31 protein-coding genes and 1 pseudogene are annotated in these 21,162 nt (G+C 41.7%); 30 read left to right on the top strand and 2 right to left on the bottom strand.

What is annotated here, in order from left to right; translation table 11 throughout:
* Window positions 1-280 precede the first annotated feature (280 nt).
* From P3339_RS18805 to P3339_RS18770, 8 genes and pseudogenes are all read left to right on the top strand, one after another.
* Complete coding sequence (locus P3339_RS18805; protein ID WP_282951546.1) at window positions 281-496, top strand: hypothetical protein; 216 nt, start codon at window positions 281-283, stop codon at window positions 494-496.
* Entirely contained in the window at window positions 456-764 is a 309-nt protein-coding gene (locus P3339_RS18800) for a hypothetical protein (RefSeq protein ID WP_282951545.1), read from the top strand. The genes P3339_RS18805 and P3339_RS18800 overlap by 41 nt, the downstream gene beginning before the upstream one ends.
* Window positions 765-1,151: 387 nt before the next feature.
* Window positions 1,152-1,490: a hypothetical protein gene (locus P3339_RS18795; protein ID WP_282951544.1), complete on the top strand. Its 339-nt coding sequence runs from the start codon at window positions 1,152-1,154 to the stop codon at window positions 1,488-1,490.
* A 528-nt stretch (window positions 1,491-2,018) separates the two neighbouring features.
* Window positions 2,019-3,602 carry a hypothetical protein gene (locus P3339_RS18790; RefSeq protein ID WP_282951543.1) on the top strand — a complete coding sequence of 528 codons (1,584 nt, stop codon included), beginning with the start codon at window positions 2,019-2,021 and terminating at the stop codon, window positions 3,600-3,602.
* 256 nt (window positions 3,603-3,858) lie between these two features.
* Window positions 3,859-4,236, top strand: coding sequence for a D-Ala-D-Ala carboxypeptidase family metallohydrolase (locus P3339_RS18785; protein WP_282951542.1), 378 nt, complete (start codon window positions 3,859-3,861; stop codon window positions 4,234-4,236).
* The gene (locus P3339_RS18780; protein WP_282951541.1) at window positions 4,236-4,397 is read left to right on the top strand and encodes a hypothetical protein; all 162 of its coding nucleotides are present in this window, start codon (window positions 4,236-4,238) and stop codon (window positions 4,395-4,397) included. Before P3339_RS18785 ends, P3339_RS18780 begins: the two co-directional genes overlap by 1 nt.
* 611 nt (window positions 4,398-5,008) lie before the next feature.
* Entirely contained in the window at window positions 5,009-6,871 is a 1,863-nt protein-coding gene (locus P3339_RS18775; RefSeq protein ID WP_282951540.1) for an FG-GAP repeat domain-containing protein, read from the top strand.
* Window positions 6,872-7,085: 214 nt separating this feature from the next.
* Window positions 7,086-7,274, top strand: a pseudogene (locus P3339_RS18770) (D-Ala-D-Ala carboxypeptidase family metallohydrolase); the annotation flags it as partial.
* A gap of 320 nt (window positions 7,275-7,594) precedes the next feature.
* On the opposite strand, the gene P3339_RS18765 reads toward P3339_RS18770, so the two are convergent.
* Together P3339_RS18765 and P3339_RS18760 are read right to left on the bottom strand one after the other, a co-directional pair.
* Window positions 7,595-7,933 carry a hypothetical protein gene (locus tag P3339_RS18765; protein WP_282951539.1) on the bottom strand — a complete coding sequence of 113 codons (339 nt, stop codon included), beginning with the start codon at window positions 7,931-7,933 and terminating at the stop codon, window positions 7,595-7,597.
* A gap of 167 nt (window positions 7,934-8,100) precedes the next feature.
* Window positions 8,101-8,421, bottom strand: a complete 321-nt coding sequence (locus P3339_RS18760; protein WP_282951538.1) for a hypothetical protein — start codon at window positions 8,419-8,421, stop codon at window positions 8,101-8,103.
* Window positions 8,422-8,511: 90 nt separating this feature from the next.
* Between P3339_RS18760 and P3339_RS18755 the strand changes: the two genes are divergently transcribed.
* From P3339_RS18755 to P3339_RS18650, 22 genes are all read left to right on the top strand, one after another.
* Window positions 8,512-8,901 carry a DUF5675 family protein gene (locus tag P3339_RS18755; protein WP_282951537.1) on the top strand — a complete coding sequence of 130 codons (390 nt, stop codon included), beginning with the start codon at window positions 8,512-8,514 and terminating at the stop codon, window positions 8,899-8,901.
* A 23-nt stretch (window positions 8,902-8,924) separates the two neighbouring features.
* Entirely contained in the window at window positions 8,925-9,272 is a 348-nt protein-coding gene (locus P3339_RS18750) for a 3TM-type holin (RefSeq protein ID WP_282951536.1), read from the top strand.
* On the top strand, window positions 9,269-9,418 hold the full coding sequence (locus P3339_RS18745; protein WP_282951535.1) for a hypothetical protein: 150 nt from the start codon (window positions 9,269-9,271) through the stop codon (window positions 9,416-9,418). Before P3339_RS18750 ends, P3339_RS18745 begins: the two co-directional genes overlap by 4 nt.
* A gap of 53 nt (window positions 9,419-9,471) precedes the next feature.
* Window positions 9,472-9,849: a hypothetical protein gene (locus tag P3339_RS18740; protein WP_282951534.1), complete on the top strand. Its 378-nt coding sequence runs from the start codon at window positions 9,472-9,474 to the stop codon at window positions 9,847-9,849.
* A 301-nt stretch (window positions 9,850-10,150) separates the two neighbouring features.
* Window positions 10,151-10,426 (top strand): DUF2190 family protein, encoded by a 276-nt coding sequence (locus P3339_RS18735; RefSeq protein ID WP_282951533.1) that lies wholly within the window; start codon window positions 10,151-10,153, stop codon window positions 10,424-10,426.
* A 7-nt stretch (window positions 10,427-10,433) separates the two neighbouring features.
* The gene (locus tag P3339_RS18730) at window positions 10,434-10,727 is read left to right on the top strand and encodes a head-tail joining protein (protein ID WP_282951532.1); all 294 of its coding nucleotides are present in this window, start codon (window positions 10,434-10,436) and stop codon (window positions 10,725-10,727) included.
* Between the two features lie 164 nt (window positions 10,728-10,891).
* Window positions 10,892-11,218 carry a DUF5992 family protein gene (locus P3339_RS18725; protein ID WP_282951531.1) on the top strand — a complete coding sequence of 109 codons (327 nt, stop codon included), beginning with the start codon at window positions 10,892-10,894 and terminating at the stop codon, window positions 11,216-11,218.
* Between the two features lie 227 nt (window positions 11,219-11,445).
* Complete coding sequence (locus tag P3339_RS18720) at window positions 11,446-12,030, top strand: hypothetical protein (RefSeq protein ID WP_282951530.1); 585 nt, start codon at window positions 11,446-11,448, stop codon at window positions 12,028-12,030.
* Window positions 12,023-12,913, top strand: a complete 891-nt coding sequence (locus tag P3339_RS18715) for a hypothetical protein (protein WP_282951529.1) — start codon at window positions 12,023-12,025, stop codon at window positions 12,911-12,913. Before P3339_RS18720 ends, P3339_RS18715 begins: the two co-directional genes overlap by 8 nt.
* A 619-nt stretch (window positions 12,914-13,532) precedes the next feature.
* Window positions 13,533-14,681, top strand: a complete 1,149-nt coding sequence (locus P3339_RS18710) for a glycosyl hydrolase family 28-related protein (protein ID WP_282951528.1) — start codon at window positions 13,533-13,535, stop codon at window positions 14,679-14,681.
* Between the two features lie 380 nt (window positions 14,682-15,061).
* On the top strand, window positions 15,062-15,247 hold the full coding sequence (locus P3339_RS18705) for a hypothetical protein (protein ID WP_282951527.1): 186 nt from the start codon (window positions 15,062-15,064) through the stop codon (window positions 15,245-15,247).
* A gap of 80 nt (window positions 15,248-15,327) precedes the next feature.
* Window positions 15,328-15,480 (top strand): phage tail protein, encoded by a 153-nt coding sequence (locus P3339_RS18700; protein WP_282951526.1) that lies wholly within the window; start codon window positions 15,328-15,330, stop codon window positions 15,478-15,480.
* A gap of 241 nt (window positions 15,481-15,721) precedes the next feature.
* Window positions 15,722-16,105: a hypothetical protein gene (locus P3339_RS18695; protein WP_282951525.1), complete on the top strand. Its 384-nt coding sequence runs from the start codon at window positions 15,722-15,724 to the stop codon at window positions 16,103-16,105.
* A gap of 61 nt (window positions 16,106-16,166) precedes the next feature.
* Window positions 16,167-16,493: a hypothetical protein gene (locus P3339_RS18690; RefSeq protein ID WP_282951524.1), complete on the top strand. Its 327-nt coding sequence runs from the start codon at window positions 16,167-16,169 to the stop codon at window positions 16,491-16,493.
* Between the two features lie 243 nt (window positions 16,494-16,736).
* A complete protein-coding gene (locus P3339_RS18685) occupies window positions 16,737-17,498 on the top strand; it encodes a hypothetical protein (protein WP_282951523.1) in 762 nt (253 codons plus the stop codon).
* Window positions 17,499-17,609: 111 nt separating this feature from the next.
* The gene (locus P3339_RS18680; RefSeq protein ID WP_282951522.1) at window positions 17,610-17,816 is read left to right on the top strand and encodes a hypothetical protein; all 207 of its coding nucleotides are present in this window, start codon (window positions 17,610-17,612) and stop codon (window positions 17,814-17,816) included.
* Between the two features lie 6 nt (window positions 17,817-17,822).
* A complete protein-coding gene (locus P3339_RS18675; RefSeq protein WP_282951521.1) occupies window positions 17,823-18,137 on the top strand; it encodes a hypothetical protein in 315 nt (104 codons plus the stop codon).
* Window positions 18,138-18,176: 39 nt separating this feature from the next.
* Window positions 18,177-18,410 (top strand): hypothetical protein, encoded by a 234-nt coding sequence (locus tag P3339_RS18670; RefSeq protein WP_282951520.1) that lies wholly within the window; start codon window positions 18,177-18,179, stop codon window positions 18,408-18,410.
* Between the two features lie 760 nt (window positions 18,411-19,170).
* Window positions 19,171-19,677, top strand: coding sequence for an energy transducer TonB (locus tag P3339_RS18665; protein WP_282951519.1), 507 nt, complete (start codon window positions 19,171-19,173; stop codon window positions 19,675-19,677).
* Between the two features lie 40 nt (window positions 19,678-19,717).
* A complete protein-coding gene (locus P3339_RS18660; RefSeq protein ID WP_282951518.1) occupies window positions 19,718-20,059 on the top strand; it encodes a hypothetical protein in 342 nt (113 codons plus the stop codon).
* A gap of 184 nt (window positions 20,060-20,243) precedes the next feature.
* Window positions 20,244-20,612 carry a hypothetical protein gene (locus P3339_RS18655; protein WP_282951517.1) on the top strand — a complete coding sequence of 123 codons (369 nt, stop codon included), beginning with the start codon at window positions 20,244-20,246 and terminating at the stop codon, window positions 20,610-20,612.
* A 253-nt stretch (window positions 20,613-20,865) separates the two neighbouring features.
* Window positions 20,866-21,102: a hypothetical protein gene (locus P3339_RS18650; RefSeq protein WP_282951516.1), complete on the top strand. Its 237-nt coding sequence runs from the start codon at window positions 20,866-20,868 to the stop codon at window positions 21,100-21,102.
* The last annotated feature ends 60 nt before the right edge of the window (window positions 21,103-21,162 follow it).

Raw genomic sequence — 21,162 nt, 5'->3', positions numbered from 1 at the left:
CCAGAAGCCATCGAAAGGATTTCCACAACCAACCCCAGCAGCCCCCTAGCCGTATTCAGCACCAAGTCCGCTCACCTCGTGGAGGTTGTGTTTGCGAATACGGTGGTTACCCAATTCTGGATAAACCAGGGCCATATAAATTACCTGGGCACGTATCACCGAGATAATTTGCACACGGCTGAAAGAGGGTTTCAGGATTACTACGAGAGCATGCCGAAGGCAGCTTGATGGGGTGTGTGGCTGGTTTTTGGTTGCTTGAAAATTGCTTGGGGGCCATGACATGAAATTCGATAGTGCCAGACAAGCGTGGCACGACGCCTTTGATGGCTTCACAGCTGCATTTGATTATGAGGCCATGGATGGCCGAAGTACGGTTTTATCAGCTGGGAGAGGGCGTAAGGTTGTAATTCGTGGAGAGGTGCAGGGGAGGGACAATCAAGTCATTTGCCGAGTGGATGCTCCAAGAGTCAGCGCGAAAGAAACCCCTGGGGGCTAGGGACAGCGGCAACCGTGTTATGAATGCCTGTGAAAAGGGTTTAATTCAAGACGTAGTCGCCAAGCTGCGAACGAGTGATCCACTGGCCTTCTGCTGGGGCATGGCCGCCTACGCCCCGCCAGCCGCAAGAGTCAAAGAGCGGGCGGCGCTATTGCAATACTTGATGTCTGAGTTTGACCAGTGGGAGGAGCCGCACCCGCGAGAAAATGTTAGCCAGCTGGCGCTATTTTGTATTAATGTGTGTGCACTGCGCGATGTAAATGGCTGATTAATAGATCTGGGCCATGCGCGGACAATTTTAGGGTGGGACAAGAAGCGTTGGGATAGGGAGTGGGTAAAAATTTGGAAGCGCCTACAGCGGCGTTTGGACCCATTACCCGCAAGAGCTTTAGGGCCAATTTCTGAGGTTGTGCAGGAGTACAGAGGAAGGCTTAAAGCCGCTTGTTGACAACTTTGTCCTGAGGGGTATAAATTCCTTAGCATGCAGTTTTTCTGCTCTGCTGGAAACCCGGCCTTCCCAGCCGGGTTTTTTATATCCCGATCATGGGTCATGAATGAATGAGAGCTTTCTGTCTATGACTGTATTTAAGAAATATTAGATCGGTCGATGATTTCGTAAAAAATAGTATCTTAATAATTATTGATTGAGCTTTGGATGAAAAAATTAGCATTCGTCGTATTTGGTTTTTTGTTTTCTCTTGAAGTCGCTGCTGTGAGTAGTGGATTTGTGGATATATCTGATAATAAGATTCAACTTATAAATGGTAGTGGAACGAGTAGACTTCTTGTTTACGGTGTAACCATGAGCGGTACGACATGCACTAATACAGATGTTCCGATATTGTTTTTCAGCGAAAGTGATATAGCTAAAGAAATGTATTCCATGATTCTGTCTGCTAAAGTGACAGGAAGAAAGATAAATATATTTTCTGGTGAATGTGTGAGTCTAGGGGGAGTTACCTATAATTCCATCATCTCTGTCTATATGAATTGAGAGTGGAGTGGTTAAGTAAATATTTTTATCGGTGCTAACTTAAGTGGCCAAAATCAGTATTCAGTTTTAGTTCTTTGTCTCTGTTGAAAAGTAACCCGGCTACTTTAGCCGGGTTTTTTTCGTTTCTGGGGCTTTATTTTCATCTCCCGGTGAACTCTGTACTTGGCTTCATTTTGGACAACCTGTCCGCTTTTATTTTCAAGGGGAAATAAGATGTTGTCCTTGTCGTAAAAATTTACAGATGACTTTACAAACTTTATTCCTAGAGATTTAGCTATTTCATCTCATGGAAATTATCTAACTTTTGCTAAAAGCTTAAGCGGTTAAAAACTCATGCATCTGTAGACATGATATTGACTAATCAGATGTCAGAATCTCCATTGATTTCCGCGATACATGTAAATAAACAAAAGTGAATATGCGATTATCGAAAGCTATAGCAAATATGATCTTGGTTGTTAAGTGTGAATTTGGATAAGCACTTGCCTAGGTCGCTCAGAACGTATCAATTAAGTAAAGGAGCTACTTGTGAAGGCATTAATTGCATTTGCTGCAATCATATTGATGACATTAAGTACAAATGTTATTTCAGATGACAATACTGCAATATTGATTCAAGTTGGTGGCGGCAATCTAGCCAATACAGATCAATCAGGCCTAACGACCCAAAATAACTTAATAGTTCAGACTCAAATTGGTACCTCTAATGAATCAGTTGCCGTGCAAAATGCTGGTACCAATAGCAGTGAAGCAACACATCTACAGAATGGGGAGTTAAACTTTTCTAGTTCGTCCCAGATTAATGACACCTCTCTTAGTAGCATCTCAATAGTGCAGCTGGGGCAATCAAATGAAGGCTTTGCAGAGCAAGGTAATGTCTCTCTAAGTGCTGCATTGGTAGGTCAAGTAGGATCATCGAACCAAGCATTTGTTGGCCAGCGTGATGTTGAAACCAGTTTTGCGAGTTCTAACCAAGTTGGCTCAATGAATGTGTCTTTCTTGGCTCAAATTCTTACCTTTGAAAGTATCGCTTTGATCAATCAACTGGGATCTATGAATCAAGCTAGCCTGGCTCAATCGGGTCCGGTCATGGCAAGTATTGCCTTGATCAATCAATTCGGTGATATGAATGGAGCTAGCCTTGGCCAAATAGCGGTTAGAGAAAGCAGTGCTTCAATCAACCAAGTAGGTTCTACGAATTGGGCCAGTATTACTCAAATTGGAGCGATGGCGAGTAGTGCTTTTATTAATCAGTTGGGCTCCACAAATGAAGCTATTCTCAGCCAAGGGAATGGGGTTGCTGGAAGTGTTGCTTCCATGAATCAAGTGGGTCAAATGAATATTGGAGAAGTGAGCCAACTTGATGCTATTGATAGTACTGCGTTTGTTAACCAGTTTGGTTCCATGAATATGGCGGGCACTGATCAGAATGAGGTTACTGGAAGTGGGGCCCTGGTCAATCAGCTAGGAGCTATGAATGAAGCTAACGTTTTTCAAAATATGGTTACTTCAAGCAGTAGCACTATCAACCAGTTAGGTACCATGAATATTGCAGGAAACGGCCAAAATACCGGCGTAGCGAGTAGCACTTCAATTAATCAAATAGGTTCTATGAATGCAGTTGGTATTGGCCAGGGTACGATCACATCAGTTCATAATTTTATAAATCAAATAGGTGTAATGAATGTTGTCGGAATTTCCCAGTGGGGTACAGAAAATACAATCTCGCTTAATCAATTAGGCGTCATGAATAGTATTGGTATATCTCAGTCAGGCACAGAAGGCTCTATTAGTTCGAATCAAGTAGGGTCTATGAATGAGGCTAGGCCTTTCCAAATTTCGGTTGCCGATAGTAGCGCCTTGACCAATCAAGTGGGGGTTATGAATGACGCTAACATTAATCAAAGTACAACTTTAGAAACTAGTGGATCCATCACTCAAATAGGTTCTATGAATGATGCAGATATTACCCAGCCATCCGCAGTTCTTAGTATTGCTTCTACCACTCAATTAGGAATTGGTAATAGCCATACAATTAACCAAGCTGGAGTTGGTCAAACCGCTGTAGTAGTTCAGATAGGAGATGGTAATGTAGGAACAATTACCCAGTGATAACAAGTTTTCCATCGCGATTTAGTTAAGATTTGCTTTACAGTATTAGACTTCCATTGCGAGCGAAACTGCTATCATTAGGTGCTTCCTGTAGCTGGAGTATGTTGTTGTAACTAGCTTTTGTGAATGACTTGTTATGATCTTTTGACTTCCTCAATGTTTGACTATTGTAGAAAAATATTATCTCGATAAGTCCTGAAAAAAACTAAATTCTTAAGGCTCGCTTAATGCGAGCTTTTATATTTCTGGTAACTCAATGTTCAATAATGACTACTTCCTAAACAGGGAAATGGCTTGTCATTGCTGTGGAAAAAATCATTTTAAAGATGAAACACTCAGACGCTTGATTCGAGCCAGAGAGCGTTATGGCAAACCAATGATTATTAATTCCGGTTACCGCTGTCCAGCTCATAACGTCAGATTAAATGCCACTATGGCCCATGCCACCGGCCAGGCTGTTGATGTTTCTGTAGCTGTGAGCGGGGCGCATAAGCTTATAAGAATTTCCTTAGGAGAGGGGTTCACCGGTATAGGAGCGAAGCAGAAAGGGCTAATCAAAGAGCGGTCTATTCATTTGGATGACCTTAGTTCAATTTCTGGCGAGCATTCGCGCCCTACGGTATGGAGCTATTAATGATTTTAGCTATATCCGACCTATTCGGAAAAGCCATAGACAAGGCGTTCCCGGATAAGGCGGAAGCTAACCGACTCAAAGAGCGGTTGGCACTACTACAATACTTGATGAGTGATTTCGACCAATGGGAAGAGCTGTACCTTTCAGAGAAATTTAGCTAGTTGGCACTATTTTGCATTAATGCGTGTACGTTGAGTGATGCGAATGGGCGATTGATAGACTAGGGTTATGCGCGGACAATTCTACGATGTGACAAAAAGAGTTGGGATAGGGAGTGGATAAAAATTTGGAAGCGCTTGCAGAGGAGTTTGGACGCTTTACCCGCAAGAACTTTAGGACCTGTTTCTGAAGTTGTGTAAGAGTACAGAGGGCGGCTTAAGGCCGCATGCTGACAGCTTTGTCCTGAGTAGGTATAAACTCCCTATTATGCAGTTTTTCTGTTTACAAAAAAACCAGCTCCCTCACCTGGGTTTTTTGTGTCTAAATATTCTACATGTTGATTTGTGAGTTGATAGACTGTCTATTTCTAATATGCCTATCCTTTATAAATATTGATCAAGTCTGCTTGATGATTTTTGAGTAAAATTTGGTACAACATTGGTTTGTCTGTTTTGATAATTTGTATTTGTGTACCAATTTGTCCCAAGCGAGAGTTATTAAATATACTGAAATCGAATTAACTGTCTTGAGTAGTGGATGTTAAAAATATATTGAATTTTGTGAGCATATTGGTGTTAATTTTTAAGTGAATATGTTTTAAAGGTATAAATAAATGGTCATCAGGTTTAAATTTTCTTTATTTTTAGTACTTGTGTTTTTCTCAGGGGGTGTTTTTCCTCAGTCCTTACTCTACTCAAGTGAGTTTGATTTGAAAAGAAAGGGTGGGGGAGAATTGTATGGAAGTTGGGTTTCTGTAAACCAGGCGAACTATATTGTTTCTACAAGAGAAGAGCTTCAGAATGCTTTGGCTCAGGCTTCCGCTGGTCAAATTGTATATGTCAGTGATAACGCAGAAATAGATTTAACAGGATACTGGGATTTAGATATTCCTAGCGGAGTTACACTTGCTTCTGGCAGGGGACAGGATGGAGCTCTTGGAGGACTTCTTTTTACAGATGAAATGAGTAAGAGGGGGTTGTTCAATTTAGGTGATAGATCCGACATCAGGATTACAGGTCTTAGATTTAAAGGGCCATTTGCGGGGATCGAAACAGATGATTGTGGTAATAGAGATGCTGATGGTATACGAGTAATGTCATCTTCTTCTGTTGAAATTGACAATAACGAGTTCTTTGCTTGGCCCTTTTCGGGAATCAAGATTAATTCTTCAAGAGCAATTGACATACACCATAATCATATACATCACAATCGGCGAAGTGAGAGAACAGAAGGTTGTCGTTTTTATGGGCTTGGTTATGGCGTTGTTACTGACACTAGTCAGGATGTGACTATTAGGCATAATCTTTTTCACCATAATCGTCATGATATTGCTAGTGCGGGTAGTATAGATGAATGGACAGAGTATGAAGCGGCATACAACCTAGTTTTAGGTGGAGCTAATAGCCATAGTTTTGATGTTCATGGAGGTGATGATAAAGATCATCGTGATGATCATAACGCTGGTCATTATTTTTTATATCACCACAATATTTTTTATAACCCCAACTATACTGCGGTTAAAGTTAGAGGAATACCTATTAAGGGGGCATGGGTCTTTGATAACGTTTTTTCTCATCATGATAAAGAGTTTGCTGTTCGACAGCATTATGTAACAGGGAATTTAACTGTTGGAAAAGATGAAGTTGGAGTAGCAAAGCCTAACGTTTATGGTGAAAAGGTGCCAGGTTATTGGAGTATTTCTTACTCTGGTGATCAATATTGGGAATGGCGTCGATTTGAAGATGAAGATTTTAATAACTTTGGCTGGGGAGACTTTGATGGCGATGGAGCGACTGATGCACTTCTTGCTAATGGCTCAGATTGGTTTACGTCTCCAAAAGCAAAGGGTGATTTAACCAAATTGGTTTCTTCGAGTGTTACTAAAGATAAGTTGCGATTTGGTGACTTTAATGGTGATGGGAAAACTGATGTTTTCAGAGCTAGTGGTGAAGGATGGTATGTAGTGTGGTCAGGAAAAGGAACCTGGAATAGAATTGGTACTTCATCTACAACAGTGGATAGCCTTTCTTTTGCTGATTTTGATGGCGATGGTATAACTGATATTGTTCATAACTCTAAAGGGACGTGGTCTGTATCTTGGTCTGGAACTTCCGGGTGGAAGACGCTAAATACAAATATGCCTGACTTTTCAGATTCAGTGATTGGTGATTTTAATGGTGATGGAATCGCAGACGTATTAAAGGCTGATGGTACTTACTGGTGGGTAAGTTTATCAGGTCAGGATCCATGGATAAAATGGGGGATATCGAAAATAACTGTGGATAGAATGAAGCTTGCTGATTTTGATGGAGATGGTACTAGTGATATTTTTATAGTAAGCAATTCTGACTGGTTGGTGTCTTTCTCCGGAAAGTCTGGATGGGAGAAAATTAATGCATCTTCTGTTTCTATTCAAGATTTAGTGATTAAAGATTTTAATGGTGACGGAAAAGCTGACGTGTTAACTAAGTTTTGATAGTGATTTAGCCCCTCCCTCATATGAGAGGGTTTTATACTCTAATCTAAATCTACTGGTTGTTATAAAGTCCGCTTTAAGCGGGCTTTTTTATTTGTGATGATTTAATGTTCGAAAATAACTATTTCTTAAACCGGGAGCTAGCTTTTCGCTATTGTGCAAAAATCATTTTAAAGATTAAATGCTAATGCGATTAATTTGAGTTAGGGAGCGTTATGGCAAATCCGTGATGATTACTTCTGGTTATCGGCGTCCAGCTCAAAACGAAAAATTGAATGCGACCATGCCCCATGCCTCTGGGCAGGCTGTTGATGTTTCTGTGGCTGTAGGTTGGGTGCAAAAGCTAATCAAAATTGCCTTAGAAGAGAGTCTCACCGGTATAGACGTGAAACAAAAGGGCTGATCAAAGAGCGATTTATTTGGATGACCTTGTTTCAATTTCTGACGAGTGTTCGTTCAAACAATTTTAGGGTGTGCCGAAAAGCGTTAGGATAGGGATTAGGTAAAAATTTGGAATCGCTTGCAGCAGAGTTCGGACCCTTTGCTCGCAAAAGCTTGAGGGCCTGTGTCTGAGTTTGTGCAGGAGTACAAAGGGCGGCTTAAAGCCGCTTGTTGACACCTTTTTCCTGAGGAAGTATAAACTCCTCAGCATGCAGTTTTTCTGCTTTAAATAATTAAACCGGCTATTGAGCCGGTTTTTTACACCCTGATTACACAGAAGTTTTAATTAACAATGTAACCCCAACTCCAGTTTTCGATTTGGGAGTATGTTTTGCATGAGCTAGTCCCAACAGCATGTATTTTTTTGCCTTGAGCTGCCAGAAGCATTGAATATATAGCCGCGCCGCCATTTTCATTCGTGTCGAAAGCAAGCATATCTTTATAGTTGGAGGCAGTACAATCGGCGGGTTCATAGTTTAGGTCAGACTTGAATTTGACATGCTCTTTTCCTGACTCGTCGATACGTACATACTCAATATCAAATGAAGATGCGATGCCAGCTGCACTGGTGATTGATGAGTAAGATAAGGCAATGGCAATCGGTAATATTAATTTTTTCATGGTAAGATTTTTTACGTTTATTTATAAAATATTCTCATCTAAAAGTAATAAATTTGATCTATAGATGAGCTTGATGTTCTTATGGTTTGATATAATTCTATATAGGGGTGGTAATTAGTTATTCCATGGTAGAGTTTATTTATAGTGAGTATGCGGCCTTTTGAAAATTAATAAATCCTAACATAAAGAATACGAGGGTTTGTTCCGCAACCCGATGTAATCTCAGGATCATAAGTGATCATTACTTCTCTATTACCCATAAGGGCTGCTAAAACTATAGATTGAATATCATCAGAACCTTCGTCATCTTGAATTCTAAATACCAAGAGCTCTCCAGTTGATTTACTTTCTAGCTGTACCGTCCGGCAGTTTGGTGAATGGTGTCCTTCAGTAAATATAATTTTACCGCGAACATTAGTTGAGTCCGCCGAAACAAAAGGTGCGGCTGAAGCTAAAAGTAATGCCCCCAGAGTTTTTTTAAGATTCATGTTTCTTATCTGTCTTATTGAAAAGGAGGAGTAGCTTACATATTTTTTGACTACTTTCAACCAAAAAACTAAATAGGAAATTTCTACCTCATGGATTTTAGCCTGATAAGATTTGCCTATGGGTCGAGTGCTACTTTGGGGCGATTGAGATTGTATGGCCGAACCTTCTATAAGGTAGAGCGTCCATGGTTGGGTAATCGACCGTTTGAGAGCTGTATCCCTGAGGGCCTATACCTATGTGAGCCCTATAGTTCTGCCAAGTATCCTAACGTGTGGGAACTAAAGAAAGTTCCAGATCGCTCGACAATCCTGATTCACGCCGCCAACTACGCCTCTGATGTTCAAGGAGGTATTGGAATTGGTATGCCTCTTGCTCCGGGTGCCTGGTGGGTAACCCAGTCGCGCAAAGCTATGAAGGAATTACGAGGCGTTTTGCTACCAAGATTTGAATTAAGTGTCACTCACTATATTTCGGAATAACCATGATTACAGCTATATAAGAGTTGATTGGTAAGGTTATAGATAAGGCATTCCCTGACAAGGCTGAGGCTAACCGTCTCAAGGCTAAGGTGGATGCTAAGCTCATTACAATGGACTTGGAGGAGCTCAAGCGGGCTACCCAGGTGATTACTACGGAAGCTATAGGTGACTCATGGATACAGAGAAACTGGCGACCGCTAACAATGCTGACGTTCGTAGGATTGATCGTGGCTCATTGGCTGGGGTGGACAGCTCCAAACCTCGGCAAGGAACAAGCGCTCGCCCTCCTGGGGGTAGTAAAAATCGGCCTCGGTGGTTATGTCGTGGGGCGCAGCGCTGAGAAGGCTATCAAAACCTGGAAGCAGTCATGACTTTCCAGGGCGCAGTAAAAGAAATAACAGAAAAAACCAGTTATCTCACTGCTGTTAGTGTAGGCACTTTTGCCGGGTGGCTTGCAGATAACTGGTTAGGTTTTGCTGGTGTACTGATAGCTGCAGCAAGCCTTGCCGTTAACTAGTACTACAATCACAATAGATAAAAAATATAGGAAAGGCTGTAGGGAAAACTCTGATGAAAGTCAGTGTTAGCCTGGATACCTCAGTATTTGATCGTGCTTCTGCTGATCTGCAGCGTCAACTCCCTTATGCCAGCTCTGTAGCCCTAAATAATGTGGCCTTTCGTATCCGGGGAGAAGAGCGCACAGCTATCTTGAATATCCACCCCAAATTCCTGCTGTGTGATATTGCCGATGAGAGTGCCGCAAAGGTTGCCTCGGAGTCAGAGTTTGAAGTAGGTGTTTCTGAGAAATCCAACACTGTACCCGACAGCATGCGCAATATTGCCAGCATGATCTCCGATGGTCGCCTTTGCGGGCACAATAGCTGGTACGTCAATGCTGACCCGGTAGCGCACGACACTATCGAAGTGCTCTACTTGGACGGCCAGTAGGCCCCAGTACTGGAACAGCAAAACGGCTCGAATATCGACGGGGTGGAACTCAAAGTGCGCCTTGACGCCGTCACCAAAGCCTGGGACGCAAAAGGTATAGTGAAACTCCCTAAAACCTATTATCCAACTCAGCTTGAAAGAATCCGAAAAGGGCCACTTATTGCGGCCTTTTTATTGCAGTAGCTCTAACCCAGGCGGGGAAAAGAAATGGCTACTAATTTTGTACAAGACGGGTGCATGCTGGATTAAACCAATAACACCAGCGCAGCTATCGCTTACGGCCAAGTAGTGGCCATCGGCGGTGGCCCTTGACAATATTGCGATTGGAGCGAGCGGGATCGTCGCCATTGAAGGCGTATTCATGGTGCCAAAGGTAACCGGGGTAGTGATTGGCCAGGGGCAAACCCTTACCTGGGATGTTTCCGCAGAAGCCTTTGATGATGCTACAGCTACAGCTACAGCTACAGCTACAGCTGCAAGCGGCGATATCACCGGTCACACTGCCTTCGCCGCAGAGGATGGTGTTACCAGTGTTGGAGTGAAGTTTACCGGCGTACCAGGCACGGTAAAAGCCTAGGTGATTTATGGACCTGGACCAAAGAGCCGCGGAGCGCGCGTTTCGCAAATTGGATAAGCCCGCTACCTATACAGACGGTAGCGGTGGTGAGTCTATAGAGTGCCGAGTGATTTGCGAGAAGGACCTTGATGGATTTTCTAAAGAGCGGGTGCGGGTACAACGCATTGAGTTCAGCTTACTAGTGAGTGAGGTAGGAGCTCATAGCGTCGAAGCTATGATTAACCTTAATCGGCAGAAATTCAAAGTGCGTCAGCTGTTGGAGGATGATGGGGTTGTGCGGCGGGTACAGAGGGATGGGTAGTCCAAGCTGGCAGATCAGCAGGGAATATCTGATTACTGTGGCTGAAATTTATAGAATTGTTTAAAATAACGAATGGAAATTTGCCGAGATAGCAGTTACAACTGTGGATAATTGTCACCAAAAGCAAGCTTCCAGTAAAGTTTTATATTAGCGAAGAGGGATAAATGAAAAAGTATTTGGTTCTAGTATTGATGTTTATTTCGATGAATTCATTTGCTGGTGCAGGATATATTACTACGGGTGCTACAGTGACAAAAGTATCAGCAACTTCACAGAATGCAGATGCTTTTTGGGTATGGTATTCATCAGGTACAGATAAGTGTTCAGGAAAGGTAAAATTTCAGCTTGCTAATGCAGGGACTGAAGGAGTATTTCAACGAACTTTTACGCTAGCAACGACAGCTTTAGTTTCTGGCAAGCGAGTTGATGTTTATAGTTATACGGATGATACTGATTGTTTGTCAGCGGTTTCAATCGATCTAATTGGTTAGTTTAATTTTTTTAAAATATTCCCTAAAAGATATAAGTCAGCGAAAATGTTGAGTTTTAAATAAGCTACCATAATTTTACACTCTTAATATTGCATTAGGTGAAGTCATTTAAATAGCTTGCTTGGTTTTTCCGCGATTAGGGGCGGGAGAAGTTTTGGTTTAGAGTAGCTCTCTTTCTAGATTTTATATTGAGCGTCAAGTTTTCAATTTATTAAAGTAGGAATTACATGAAAAAAATTTTGAAACTAATAGTAGTAACTTTGGCAGTCTTTCTATCAGGATGTGGGCTAATCAAAGAAAAAAGACAGTTAGCTATTTCAGAAGTCTACACAAGTTTAGACTCAGCTGCCTCAGAAGTTCCTTCCATGTTAAAGCTTAGTAGAGGGGATTCGCTTCAAATAGAAATTAGCGAAGGTCTATCACCTCGGCTAAAAAGAGGTGAACATACAGATTATTTTGAAGTGGTAGAAGTTGAGGGTGCTAAAGAGACGGAATTCTCTTTAGTGCTTCACGCCATGTGTGATTGCTTAGGTTTGAGGAAATGGGCAGTGCTATCAGAAGTATACTTAGTTAGCCCTTCTGGCAAACAAGTTGAGTTGCATCGGTCAGGTTTGCAGTCTATGACGGTTGCAGGTGAATTTAAGGAAATGGGTCCTCACAAGTTTATTATTATTGCTTCCTCTAAATATGAAGGTCAGAAAATGGGAAGTATTGACGGTTATCTACCACTTGGTAAACCTGCACAAGTTATTGAACTTAGCTTACCTTTAACTGTTCACCCTACAGGTACGCTAAAGGTTGAATATGAGTAAACTTAAATATGGAATCATAATGATTCTTTCTTGCTTGCTTGTAACTTCGTGTGCGACTTACAATCAAAAAGAAATTGTTAATACTTATCTTGCAAAAAAAGATACTTCATATAATAAGTTTCCTATAAGGAATCTCTTTTCTTATGCGAATGACTGCAAAAATCAAGGTGAGAATGAATTTTGCTCTTGTGTTGAATGGGCTAAAGACTCTTCAGGTAAATTACCAAAACCCGAATTTGGATTGGTAGACGAGGAGAAATATATGGATCAGGCACTTCCTGCTCTAATGGATTATTTCGATAAGTTAGAATCTTGTGAAGTGTTTGCGCCGATTTCAATTGATTTTGAAGTGCCGGCCAATACGGCTGTCGCAGAAAGAATTTTGCTGGAAAATCAAGATAAAATACTCACGCCAGAAAATTCTAGTGATATTGAAAATATTCAGAAAGAGATAGGGTGGACTTTCAAAGTTAGTAGTGTCAAAAAGAAGCCCAGCTTTACTAGAGGGAGCTTTGTATATACGGGGAGAGTTGGAGATCAGGAGAGGTTTGATTACTCAGGTAGTGATTCAAAGTATGCCTATATCAATGGCGTAAGGCATTTTCTTGACAAAAAACAGAGCCCAAACATATTTAAAGTTAGTGGGTTGGGTGAGTGTAAGTTTGTATTGGGAGAATGCATATATGGACCTCCTGGTGATAGAAAGAAAGTTTTTACTGTTTTTGAAAATGGTGTTTGGATTCATAATGTTGGAGCTCTTTCAATAAGACATAGAATGTTAAAAAAAATGATCTACGATAGAAGTGGAATTCCTCTTTATGAATATTGGGAGAAGCCCAATTTTACATATGAAGCAATAAGACATGAAAAAAAATATTTTTAGGGTGAATGTAGCTGGTTTTTGTGATGATAGTTATATCTAAATGGGCTCTAAAATAGGATCTCCCTTTAAATTTTTCTAGTCATCACAGAAAAGGTACTTCGGTTACAAGGCGCTGCTGTGCTATCGATATCTGAACCCGCACTAGCGGGTTTTTTTATGCCCGAAACTCCTGGAGCGACCCCTAATGACCCAACGCATAACAATACGCGATGCCGTACAAAGCAAGCTACAAACCCTATCCGGCTATACATTCCCACCCCTTGGGACCACAGAAGATATAGATTCAAAAAAGGCTATCGGCTATTGGGCTGGGCTTTACTACCGAAAAAGCTGGTCACGACATTCATGGCGGTAACAATCGACAGCTGAATCTATTTATATCTAAACTCTTTTTCATGTTTTTTTGTCCCCTAGGTTTATCAAATGAGGAGTAAGTTTTGGCTCCTGAAGTTCGAGGATTTGTTAACCACTTAATTGTTTTAAGCTCAAAGCGAAACGTTCGTGCCATTAGTTTTATTAAATTCTTTTAGTTTTATAAGTGATTCACATGGCGGCGATACTTTTGGTCTGATAATATCTCGAGCGATATAAATGCATGGAGATAATAGATGGAATTTAGGTGTTTTTTAGCTATATTTTTGATTTTTTTGGTGTCAAAGCAGTAGCTTCAAATAATGTTATAGACTATGGTGCCATTCCGAACGATGGTATTGATGATACTGCTGCCTTTCATAGAGCGATTGAGAATTCTGATTCTATTGTTTACGTCCCTGCGGGCGAGTTTAATCTATCTGCCAGATTGAATTTTAAAGGTGATACCCTTTCTATAAAAGGGGATGGAATTGGAGTTTCTAAGCTTGTATGGGCATCTGGTTCCAATGGTATTTATGTTGAGCCACCTTCTGGGAAGCACAAAGCCGCTGTAATTCAAGGGCTTACTTTATTTACTAAGTCATCAAATTCTGGTAGCGCTTATCAGTATAATGGGAAAAATAGCATTGTTAATGATCATATTCAGCCAAGAACTAGGCCCAAAGTTATAGTTCGTGATGTAGAGTTGTCAGGTTACACAGGAGCAACTAATAGTGGCTGGAATACTGGCTTAATAATTGACACTGCTCTAGGAGTCCACATAGATGGATATTATTTTTCTGGTCAAGTAAAGAATAGTACAAATACTCCATTGAGTAGTAGGGGGATATGGATGAGGGGGAGTGGTCACTCTGTCCAGGTTACAATCGAAGAGGCTGAGATTTACTATACCAATATTGCGATAGATGTGACGAATCATGAGGGGCTTTATATCTCAGAAAGCAATCTTGTATTTGTTAATTATGGTCTAAAATTTGCGAACTCCGCTGTTGAGCCACAGTTAAACTTATCAAACTCTCATCTTAATTGTAAAATTGGTTGTGTTTGGCTTGATAAAGTTGCTCAAGTAAGTATTAAAGATAATTTGATGTATGGGCACCATACATCTAGTCAGTCTGTATTTGGTGTGCAGCTATTTAGTGGCTCAGATCATTATAATATTTCTAATAATACATTTATTAACACTTCAGGATCTTTTGGTTTTAATAGTGTTGTTGTTCATTCGGATAAGGGCATTATATCTGGAAATATTTTTTCGCTAAAAAATAAAGGGGCAGGGGTTTGGTTTAAAAGTTCTGCGAGCTATGGTAAAGCTATCAATAACATTTGTAATAGTTGTGCTACTAAAGGATTGAATCAAGGCGGTGGTACTAATAGTATTAATTGGTTATGGTAGTTAGAAGCTATACTGAAATGAATGAGCGTAAATTGTAAATCTTAAGTAATCTATTCTAGATATGTAATATTTTTGAATTTCAGCTGGTTGCTGAAAATAATATAAGAAAGCTGTTTTCTGCCATATATACTGAAACCCGCAATAGCGGGTTTTTTATGCCCAAAATTCCCGGAGTAATTCCAATGACCCTACGCATCACACATCCGCAATATGGTTTTAAACAGGCAGTAAACTCTATACGGCTACACACTCCCACCCTCTGGCATCACAGAAGAAATTGATTCATTAAAACTGCCATCCATTGTGGTGGGCTTTATAATCGAAAACACTGAATACGAAATGCATGGCGCACCAGTAGGTAGCTGGATCTGACTATTGCCGTGGTAGTAAAGAGCGATGGCGATATGTATGCCGCACTGGATCAAGCGGCTGCAGATATTGTGAGTGTCCTCCAAGATGACGCGACCCCGGGCAAAACCTGTGACTTATTCCTACTCAGTCAAACCCAGAATGTTACAAAACAAAATTTTCCCGCAGCGATGATGGCAGTTCTTATTAGCCAGTGACTGGCATGTTGGATATCGACCCCGGTGAAGAGTTGCGCGGTTCTGTTGAGATGACGCCGATTGATGGCATCAGCGATTAAATGGATTACGACTCTTCCGGCTTACATGATGCTGGCGAGGTCTCTATTACCTTGATCTGGAAAGAGGACGATAGCGGCCAACAGGCTCTGCGTGATGATTACGACATAGGAAATCGCAGAGTATGCCGCCCGGATGTTGTGTATGAGTGTTAGCGGTAAGGTCTGTGTGCTCAATACTATCCGTACCGAAGACGTGTTAGTGACCGCTTCCTTTCGGACTAAACAGAGGAAGCGTGATTGCTGTTTAAGCGGGCTTGTATGATAATCCGATACGCTTTGGTGCTCCAGGATGAAGTGTTTGAATTTAATAACTGAATTATTTTTAGTCCTGTAATTCTGGCTGTGGTAGCATTGCGCCAAAAAAATAGATGGACAATTAGAGGCTATGATAAACGTGAAATTAAATGTTAATGAAAAAGGGTTCTCAACGGGTATAAAATTTTTATTGCTTACTATATTCCTTATGCCGACTGTAGCGCTGGCAGGGATTTCGCGTCACAACAGTGTAGATTGGGTTCTGGTCAGTAGTAATAAAATGAATAAAGCTAGTTTTGTCCAGTTTAAAAACAAGCTTGAAAATGATGAATGTTTCATGGGTAGTAATTCTGCGAGAATACGCTTTTCAAGTGATGATAGCTCATTGTTATCGTTACTTCTCACTGCTAAAGCTGCATCACTGAAGGTTGGTTTTTATTACAATACGAAAACTGATTTGCCAGATGTCACAGGTCATGGGACGGCAGAATGTGAGATTGTTAATGTGTGGTTAGAGTCTTAATAATATCGGTATATGTAATATATTTTTTAATTGCTAACAGTATATGGTTAGCTGAGGTTATATGAAAACTTTTTCTACATTTTTTCTTTTGGGTAGTATTTCAATTTCTGTAAGTGCAGAGACTACTAAATGGCTTGCACCTGATAATATTCAAGAGTTTTATCCAGATCGTGGCGGCGTAAATGTGGTTTTGGCGAAAGTCTCTTCGGATTATTCTATATGTAATGATGGGCGCAGATTTTATTTACCTTTAACCCATCCAAATTATGAGGTTACATCTTCAACACTTCTCACTTCATTTGCCTCCGGGAAGAGGGTCAAGCTCATTATCAAACAAATCTCTGGCTGTGCTCCTGAAATAGACAGGGTTGTTCTTGTTAATTACTAGACTCGGTAGCCTAGTTAGTCATGCTGCTTATGCTGGCTAGCCCTTTGAAAGCATTATTTGCTTAGATTGATGCGCGGGGTATTGTGGATATGAATTTAAAATTATTTTTTAAAAGATAATTATTACATTACTGCCCTGTCGTATTTAAAACACCAAACCCGCTCTCGCGGGTTTTTTTATGCCTAATTGAGGCGCTGTTAAGGGCCACAGGCAACGCCAGTGGATGCACTACACAGGAGTTAGGTGAGCACGCGCTCGGTGGCTCGCAATACCCTGGCGAGCGTTTCCGGTATCTCCGATGCGCAGGGTGTGTTGCTTACCTTTAAGTCAGTGCAAACCGACGTGTTCGACCAAGCCATTGTGCTATCGCAAGACCTGGCAGCAGTAATGGGTGGCGATGCTAAGAGTACAGCGCTTCAACTTGGTAAGGCGCTGGAAGACCCAGCAAGCGGCCTGACAGCACTGAAACGATCTGGTGTCTCGTTTGCCGAGACAGAAAAAGGACAGATCAGGACCATGCAGGCGAGCGGCCAAGTGGCCGAAGCGCAGCGCTTCATCCTGGCCAAGCTGGCACAACAGGTAGGCGGGGCTGGCTCTGATGAGGCGGGCGGACTCGCCGGCCAGGTCGAAACTCTAAGCCAGAACTGGCAAGAGTTTCTGGAGGCAATGGGCAGGACCGAGGAGGCCTCCAAGAGTGTTGGTTTTGTCGCCGATGTAGTGAGCTGGTGGCGTACTGTGTTGATGCCAACGGAAGCCGAGAAGAATGCGGATAAATATTTCGAGCTGCCGGAGAAGTATTTGTGGCATCAAAAGGAATTGGAGAAAGCGACGGCTCAATGTGAAGCGGCAAAAATGGAAAAACAAAGATATTGGGTAGAAAAATACCGTATACAACTACAGGAAATTAAAGACGCTGATCTAAAAGCGGCAATGGCGCGGCGAGACGAGCAGAAAAAAGCGGCAGAAGCATCAGCGGCAACCAGCGAGCAAGCAGAGCGGGATTAGGCCGCGGCAGAGTTTAAGCGTCTACAGGATGCGGGCTCTCTGCAGTTGAATCAGCTGGATCAATTTCTGGTCGACTAGAGCGGCAAGATTAAACTCGACTATGAGCTGCGATTGCAACAAATTGCGGCGTTACAAATTTCTGAACAGGAACTTAGTAAGCGAGGTTTCGAATCTACTGAGGCGTTGCGGGCTGAGTATGTCGAGCGCGAGAAGGCACGCTACCAAATGGCCCTGGCTGAAGAACAGGCGCGCTCGGAGAATGGTGAAGTTGATGGTAGTCAAGCCGGCGCAGATGGACTCACCGAAGCGGAACGCTAGAGTATTGTGGCCCGCCTGGAAACCCTGCAGCTTTCCTGGCTCACTGAGATGGAACAACTGCAGGTGCAGCAGGATGATGAAATAGCCCTGCTACAACAGGCATTCGCCACCAAGCTGATAGCTCATGATGACTATGAGCGAAAACTTACCCTACTGGAAGCTAAGCACGCAAAACAGCGGCAAAAGCTTGAGCAGGCTTTCAACGAAAGCAAACTGAAAATGTTTACTGCCGGTGCCGGGCAGATACTGTCTGCTGCCGCTGTCTACACCATGGACGACGGCCACAGCGCTGGCACTATTGTGCGCGCAACGGTAACCTAGACCATAGAGTCCACTAATAATGAAGCTCAGGCTGTTGCGGTGCTAAAATGCTCCATTGCCGTTATTGATGATCAGAACAATGTACAGACTGATGGCGCCGGAGATCTGATGTCCAGCGTTTATGTAGCCACCAAAACTCTGCAGTCTGATGCAGACCAGCCGGTAAACGTCGCCGATCATGCTGCTGATTTAGTAGCGAGTTGTATTGTCGAGGTGGCCAACCGCCCGGCTGTGCATAGTTCTTTTGCGGCTATGGCGATACCGAGTGGGTGATACTGGCTGTGGTTTTCAGTATTGAAGTGGGCGTATTGCCGGTGCGAAAGCCCGAATTATAGAGCCATGGCTTACATCTATAGAAAGTCCCCCTAACTTATTGATTTAATTATGGGTAAAATGTGTTCAAGAGCGGGAGGTCGAACTAGGCGACTTGAGCTGATGGCTCACTATATCTGGCTACTATTTGAACAAAAGTCTAAAACCTACTGCAAATAAAGGCTCTTCTGTGGAGCTTGGAAGCTCCCTCCCAGAACTAGTGGCCAAATGGATAGTGAGCCACTGGCTCTTTAATAAACTGTTATAAATCTTGGAGAGTTTTGTGCTCGGAAAGCTGAATGCGATAGCTACATATATAGCTTGGTTATTTCTTGGAGGTATGATTGCATCCTTTGTTCTTGGCTACTTCGACGTTACTTATGAGATGCCCGTCTACTATACGATCTTTGGCGGTTTCTTCTCGTTTGCAATCATTCACTTTGTATTGGCGTTTTGGGTACGTTGCCCGAATTGCAACAAGTGTTTAACCTTTCAGGGTAAGCATGGGGTTCATCCTGCCTCTATACACAAAAGCTGGTCGTCCGTTGTACTCCACTGGTTTTCAGGTAGGATAGGTTGCATACATTGTGGTACTACAGTTTCTACAAATGATTTATAACAAGACGCAGCAATCGCTCCCTTCGGTCTCTGGGATAGCCAAAACGCTGCGCCTATTTGTCTGCCCCTGTGCGGGAAGTTACATCTCAAAGTAGTAGAAATCATGGATAAATGGACAGAAAGTCAAATAACACCACCAAATAAGGGATCTGGATTCAAGAAAAAACACGCTTTTCTTGGTGTTGCTTCAATAGTTTTTGCTTTTATTGTGCATTACTTATATACATGCACCTGCATTTTTGGTTCAACTATTTGCCATAAACAAGGAAAGCTTCACGATGCAAAGGATCCTTATATTACTGAAGTTAAATTTTCGTTTTTGGCCGAACCTGGCAAGCTTGTTTATCCTTGGGCATCTATGATGTTAAAAGAAGAAGGAAGCGTCGGGGTCGAACTTACAATTGATAAAAATGGAATAATTACAAAAAGTAAGATTTTCGAGTCTTCGAAATTTGAGCATCTTGATCAAGCGGCTCTGAATTCAATTCCAACATTGCTCGTTGATTCTTCAAAAATTGATAACGAGAATGGCTCCATTAAAAAAATTAAGTTTACTTTTAAAATACCAAATGAGAATAATGTAACAAGTTTAGGCATGGGACGTAGCTAAAGCTGCGCCCATGCTAAAAGCGTTGGAGAAGTTGACGATTATGAATAAATTATTTTTATTACCAATTATTTTTCTTTTTTCTGGTAATGTATATTCTGCCTATATTGAAGGTATCGATATACAGAGGGTTCATACAAAAAATAATGGATTTACCTACTTGAAGGTAGCTAACCCTCCTGAGGATACGTGCGATTGGTATTCAGAAGATTTTAGGTTTAAATCTGATACGGAAGCTGGAAAAGCCATGCTTTCGAATATACTGTCAGCGCATGCACAGTCAAAACCAGTAACTTTATGGTATACCCCTAGTACAGGGTCAGGAACAGTTAATGAAACATGTACTGAAGAGAAATTGGCCGAAATTACAGGGGTTGGTCAATAGTAATTCATAACAAGGCGTTGCAGTACCACATCCGAAGCTGTGTACCTTTTTTGACCGCTGCGCTTATACCACAAAAGTCCCACAATTTTAGCTGCGGCTGAATGCGGCGTTATGCGAAGGTAGAAACAATGAATAAAGGATTGCTGTTCATAATATTGATGTTTTCAAGTTCAGGTGCGTTAGCATGTTCTTGTTTGTTGACGATACATCGCTAGAAGCCCGCATCCGTTCGCATGAAGCCTTAGTTCATGTAAAGACATTAAGTCGCGAGAAGATAGAAACTGGACGTAGTGAATACTGGAAGACTAAGGTTGAAGTAATTAAATTCTGGAAAGGGGATGCAGATTTAAAAGAATACTTCGTTATGATAGAAATAGGAGAATCTGGCAGTTGTGGGAATCCTGCTCCAACGCTGGAATATGAATTTTTAGCTTTTGTTTGGGCGCAGGACAGTGAATATTTGTATACCGGAGGTTGCTCTTGTTATTCATCTATAAATATAGAATCAACGAAAAAAGAAATGAAAAAGATAGATGAGTATTTTGGTAAATGATGGTGCGCCTAATAAGCAAAGGCACCCGACGTCAAAACCTCCGATTCACTCTGATTTTTCCACAGGTACTTTCAGCGATAGTTGCCTATGAATATTGAACCACTACTAGGTCTGAATTGCGTCAGTTTTGGAGCATCCCTAGCGAAGGCTAAAGATAAATTTGGCGAGCCTGCTGGAATAAAAAATAGAAATTTCAAAGATGGGGTCAGTTCAGAGATTTGGCTATATCCGAATCCAGGGTTGGAACTCTACTTTGAGTCAAAAGATAACAGGAAATTTGGGGGAAATTAATATTACCTCTAAAGAAGTCTTACTTGAGGGCTCATTTCCCGCTGGGCTTAGTGAGACAGGATTGCGGTCTAAATACCCTAATCTTAAATTAAGCTGCGAAGATGGTGCTTACAAAGAGTTTGAGTATCCTAATAAAGAAATTGAATTTTGGCTTAAAGGCGGTATTGTATCACTTGATACGAGTTTGGTCAAAAATTAGAGAGTATGCGACTAATAAGTTGCTCAAGAAGGACGTTTTTTACTTCGCTCTATCTTGTGC

The organism is Microbulbifer sp. MLAF003 (genome assembly GCF_030012965.1).
Taxonomy (GTDB): Bacteria; Pseudomonadota; Gammaproteobacteria; order Pseudomonadales; family Cellvibrionaceae; genus Microbulbifer; species Microbulbifer variabilis.
This window is presented reverse-complemented; position numbering and strand designations above follow the sequence as displayed.

Coding starts and splice junctions, on each gene's coding strand:
- P3339_RS18725 (WP_282951531.1), top strand. CDS start 10,892: ATGAAAAAGTATTTGGTTCTAGTATTGATGTTTATTTCGATGAATTCA.
- P3339_RS18805 (WP_282951546.1), top strand. CDS start 281: ATGAAATTCGATAGTGCCAGACAAGCGTGGCACGACGCCTTTGATGGC.
- P3339_RS18795 (WP_282951544.1), top strand. CDS start 1,152: ATGAAAAAATTAGCATTCGTCGTATTTGGTTTTTTGTTTTCTCTTGAA.
- P3339_RS18800 (WP_282951545.1), top strand. CDS start 456: ATGCTCCAAGAGTCAGCGCGAAAGAAACCCCTGGGGGCTAGGGACAGC.
- P3339_RS18775 (WP_282951540.1), top strand. CDS start 5,009: ATGGTCATCAGGTTTAAATTTTCTTTATTTTTAGTACTTGTGTTTTTC.
- P3339_RS18665 (WP_282951519.1), top strand. CDS start 19,171: ATGGATAAATGGACAGAAAGTCAAATAACACCACCAAATAAGGGATCT.
- P3339_RS18655 (WP_282951517.1), top strand. CDS start 20,244: ATGTTCTTGTTTGTTGACGATACATCGCTAGAAGCCCGCATCCGTTCG.
- P3339_RS18715 (WP_282951529.1), top strand. CDS start 12,023: ATGAGTAAACTTAAATATGGAATCATAATGATTCTTTCTTGCTTGCTT.
- P3339_RS18780 (WP_282951541.1), top strand. CDS start 4,236: ATGATTTTAGCTATATCCGACCTATTCGGAAAAGCCATAGACAAGGCG.
- P3339_RS18785 (WP_282951542.1), top strand. CDS start 3,859: ATGTTCAATAATGACTACTTCCTAAACAGGGAAATGGCTTGTCATTGC.
- P3339_RS18740 (WP_282951534.1), top strand. CDS start 9,472: ATGAAAGTCAGTGTTAGCCTGGATACCTCAGTATTTGATCGTGCTTCT.
- P3339_RS18690 (WP_282951524.1), top strand. CDS start 16,167: ATGAAAACTTTTTCTACATTTTTTCTTTTGGGTAGTATTTCAATTTCT.
- P3339_RS18720 (WP_282951530.1), top strand. CDS start 11,446: ATGAAAAAAATTTTGAAACTAATAGTAGTAACTTTGGCAGTCTTTCTA.
- P3339_RS18760 (WP_282951538.1), bottom strand. CDS start 8,421: ATGAATCTTAAAAAAACTCTGGGGGCATTACTTTTAGCTTCAGCCGCA.
- P3339_RS18765 (WP_282951539.1), bottom strand. CDS start 7,933: ATGAAAAAATTAATATTACCGATTGCCATTGCCTTATCTTACTCATCA.
- P3339_RS18755 (WP_282951537.1), top strand. CDS start 8,512: ATGGATTTTAGCCTGATAAGATTTGCCTATGGGTCGAGTGCTACTTTG.
- P3339_RS18730 (WP_282951532.1), top strand. CDS start 10,434: ATGGACCTGGACCAAAGAGCCGCGGAGCGCGCGTTTCGCAAATTGGAT.
- P3339_RS18745 (WP_282951535.1), top strand. CDS start 9,269: ATGACTTTCCAGGGCGCAGTAAAAGAAATAACAGAAAAAACCAGTTAT.
- P3339_RS18700 (WP_282951526.1), top strand. CDS start 15,328: ATGGATTACGACTCTTCCGGCTTACATGATGCTGGCGAGGTCTCTATT.
- P3339_RS18660 (WP_282951518.1), top strand. CDS start 19,718: ATGAATAAATTATTTTTATTACCAATTATTTTTCTTTTTTCTGGTAAT.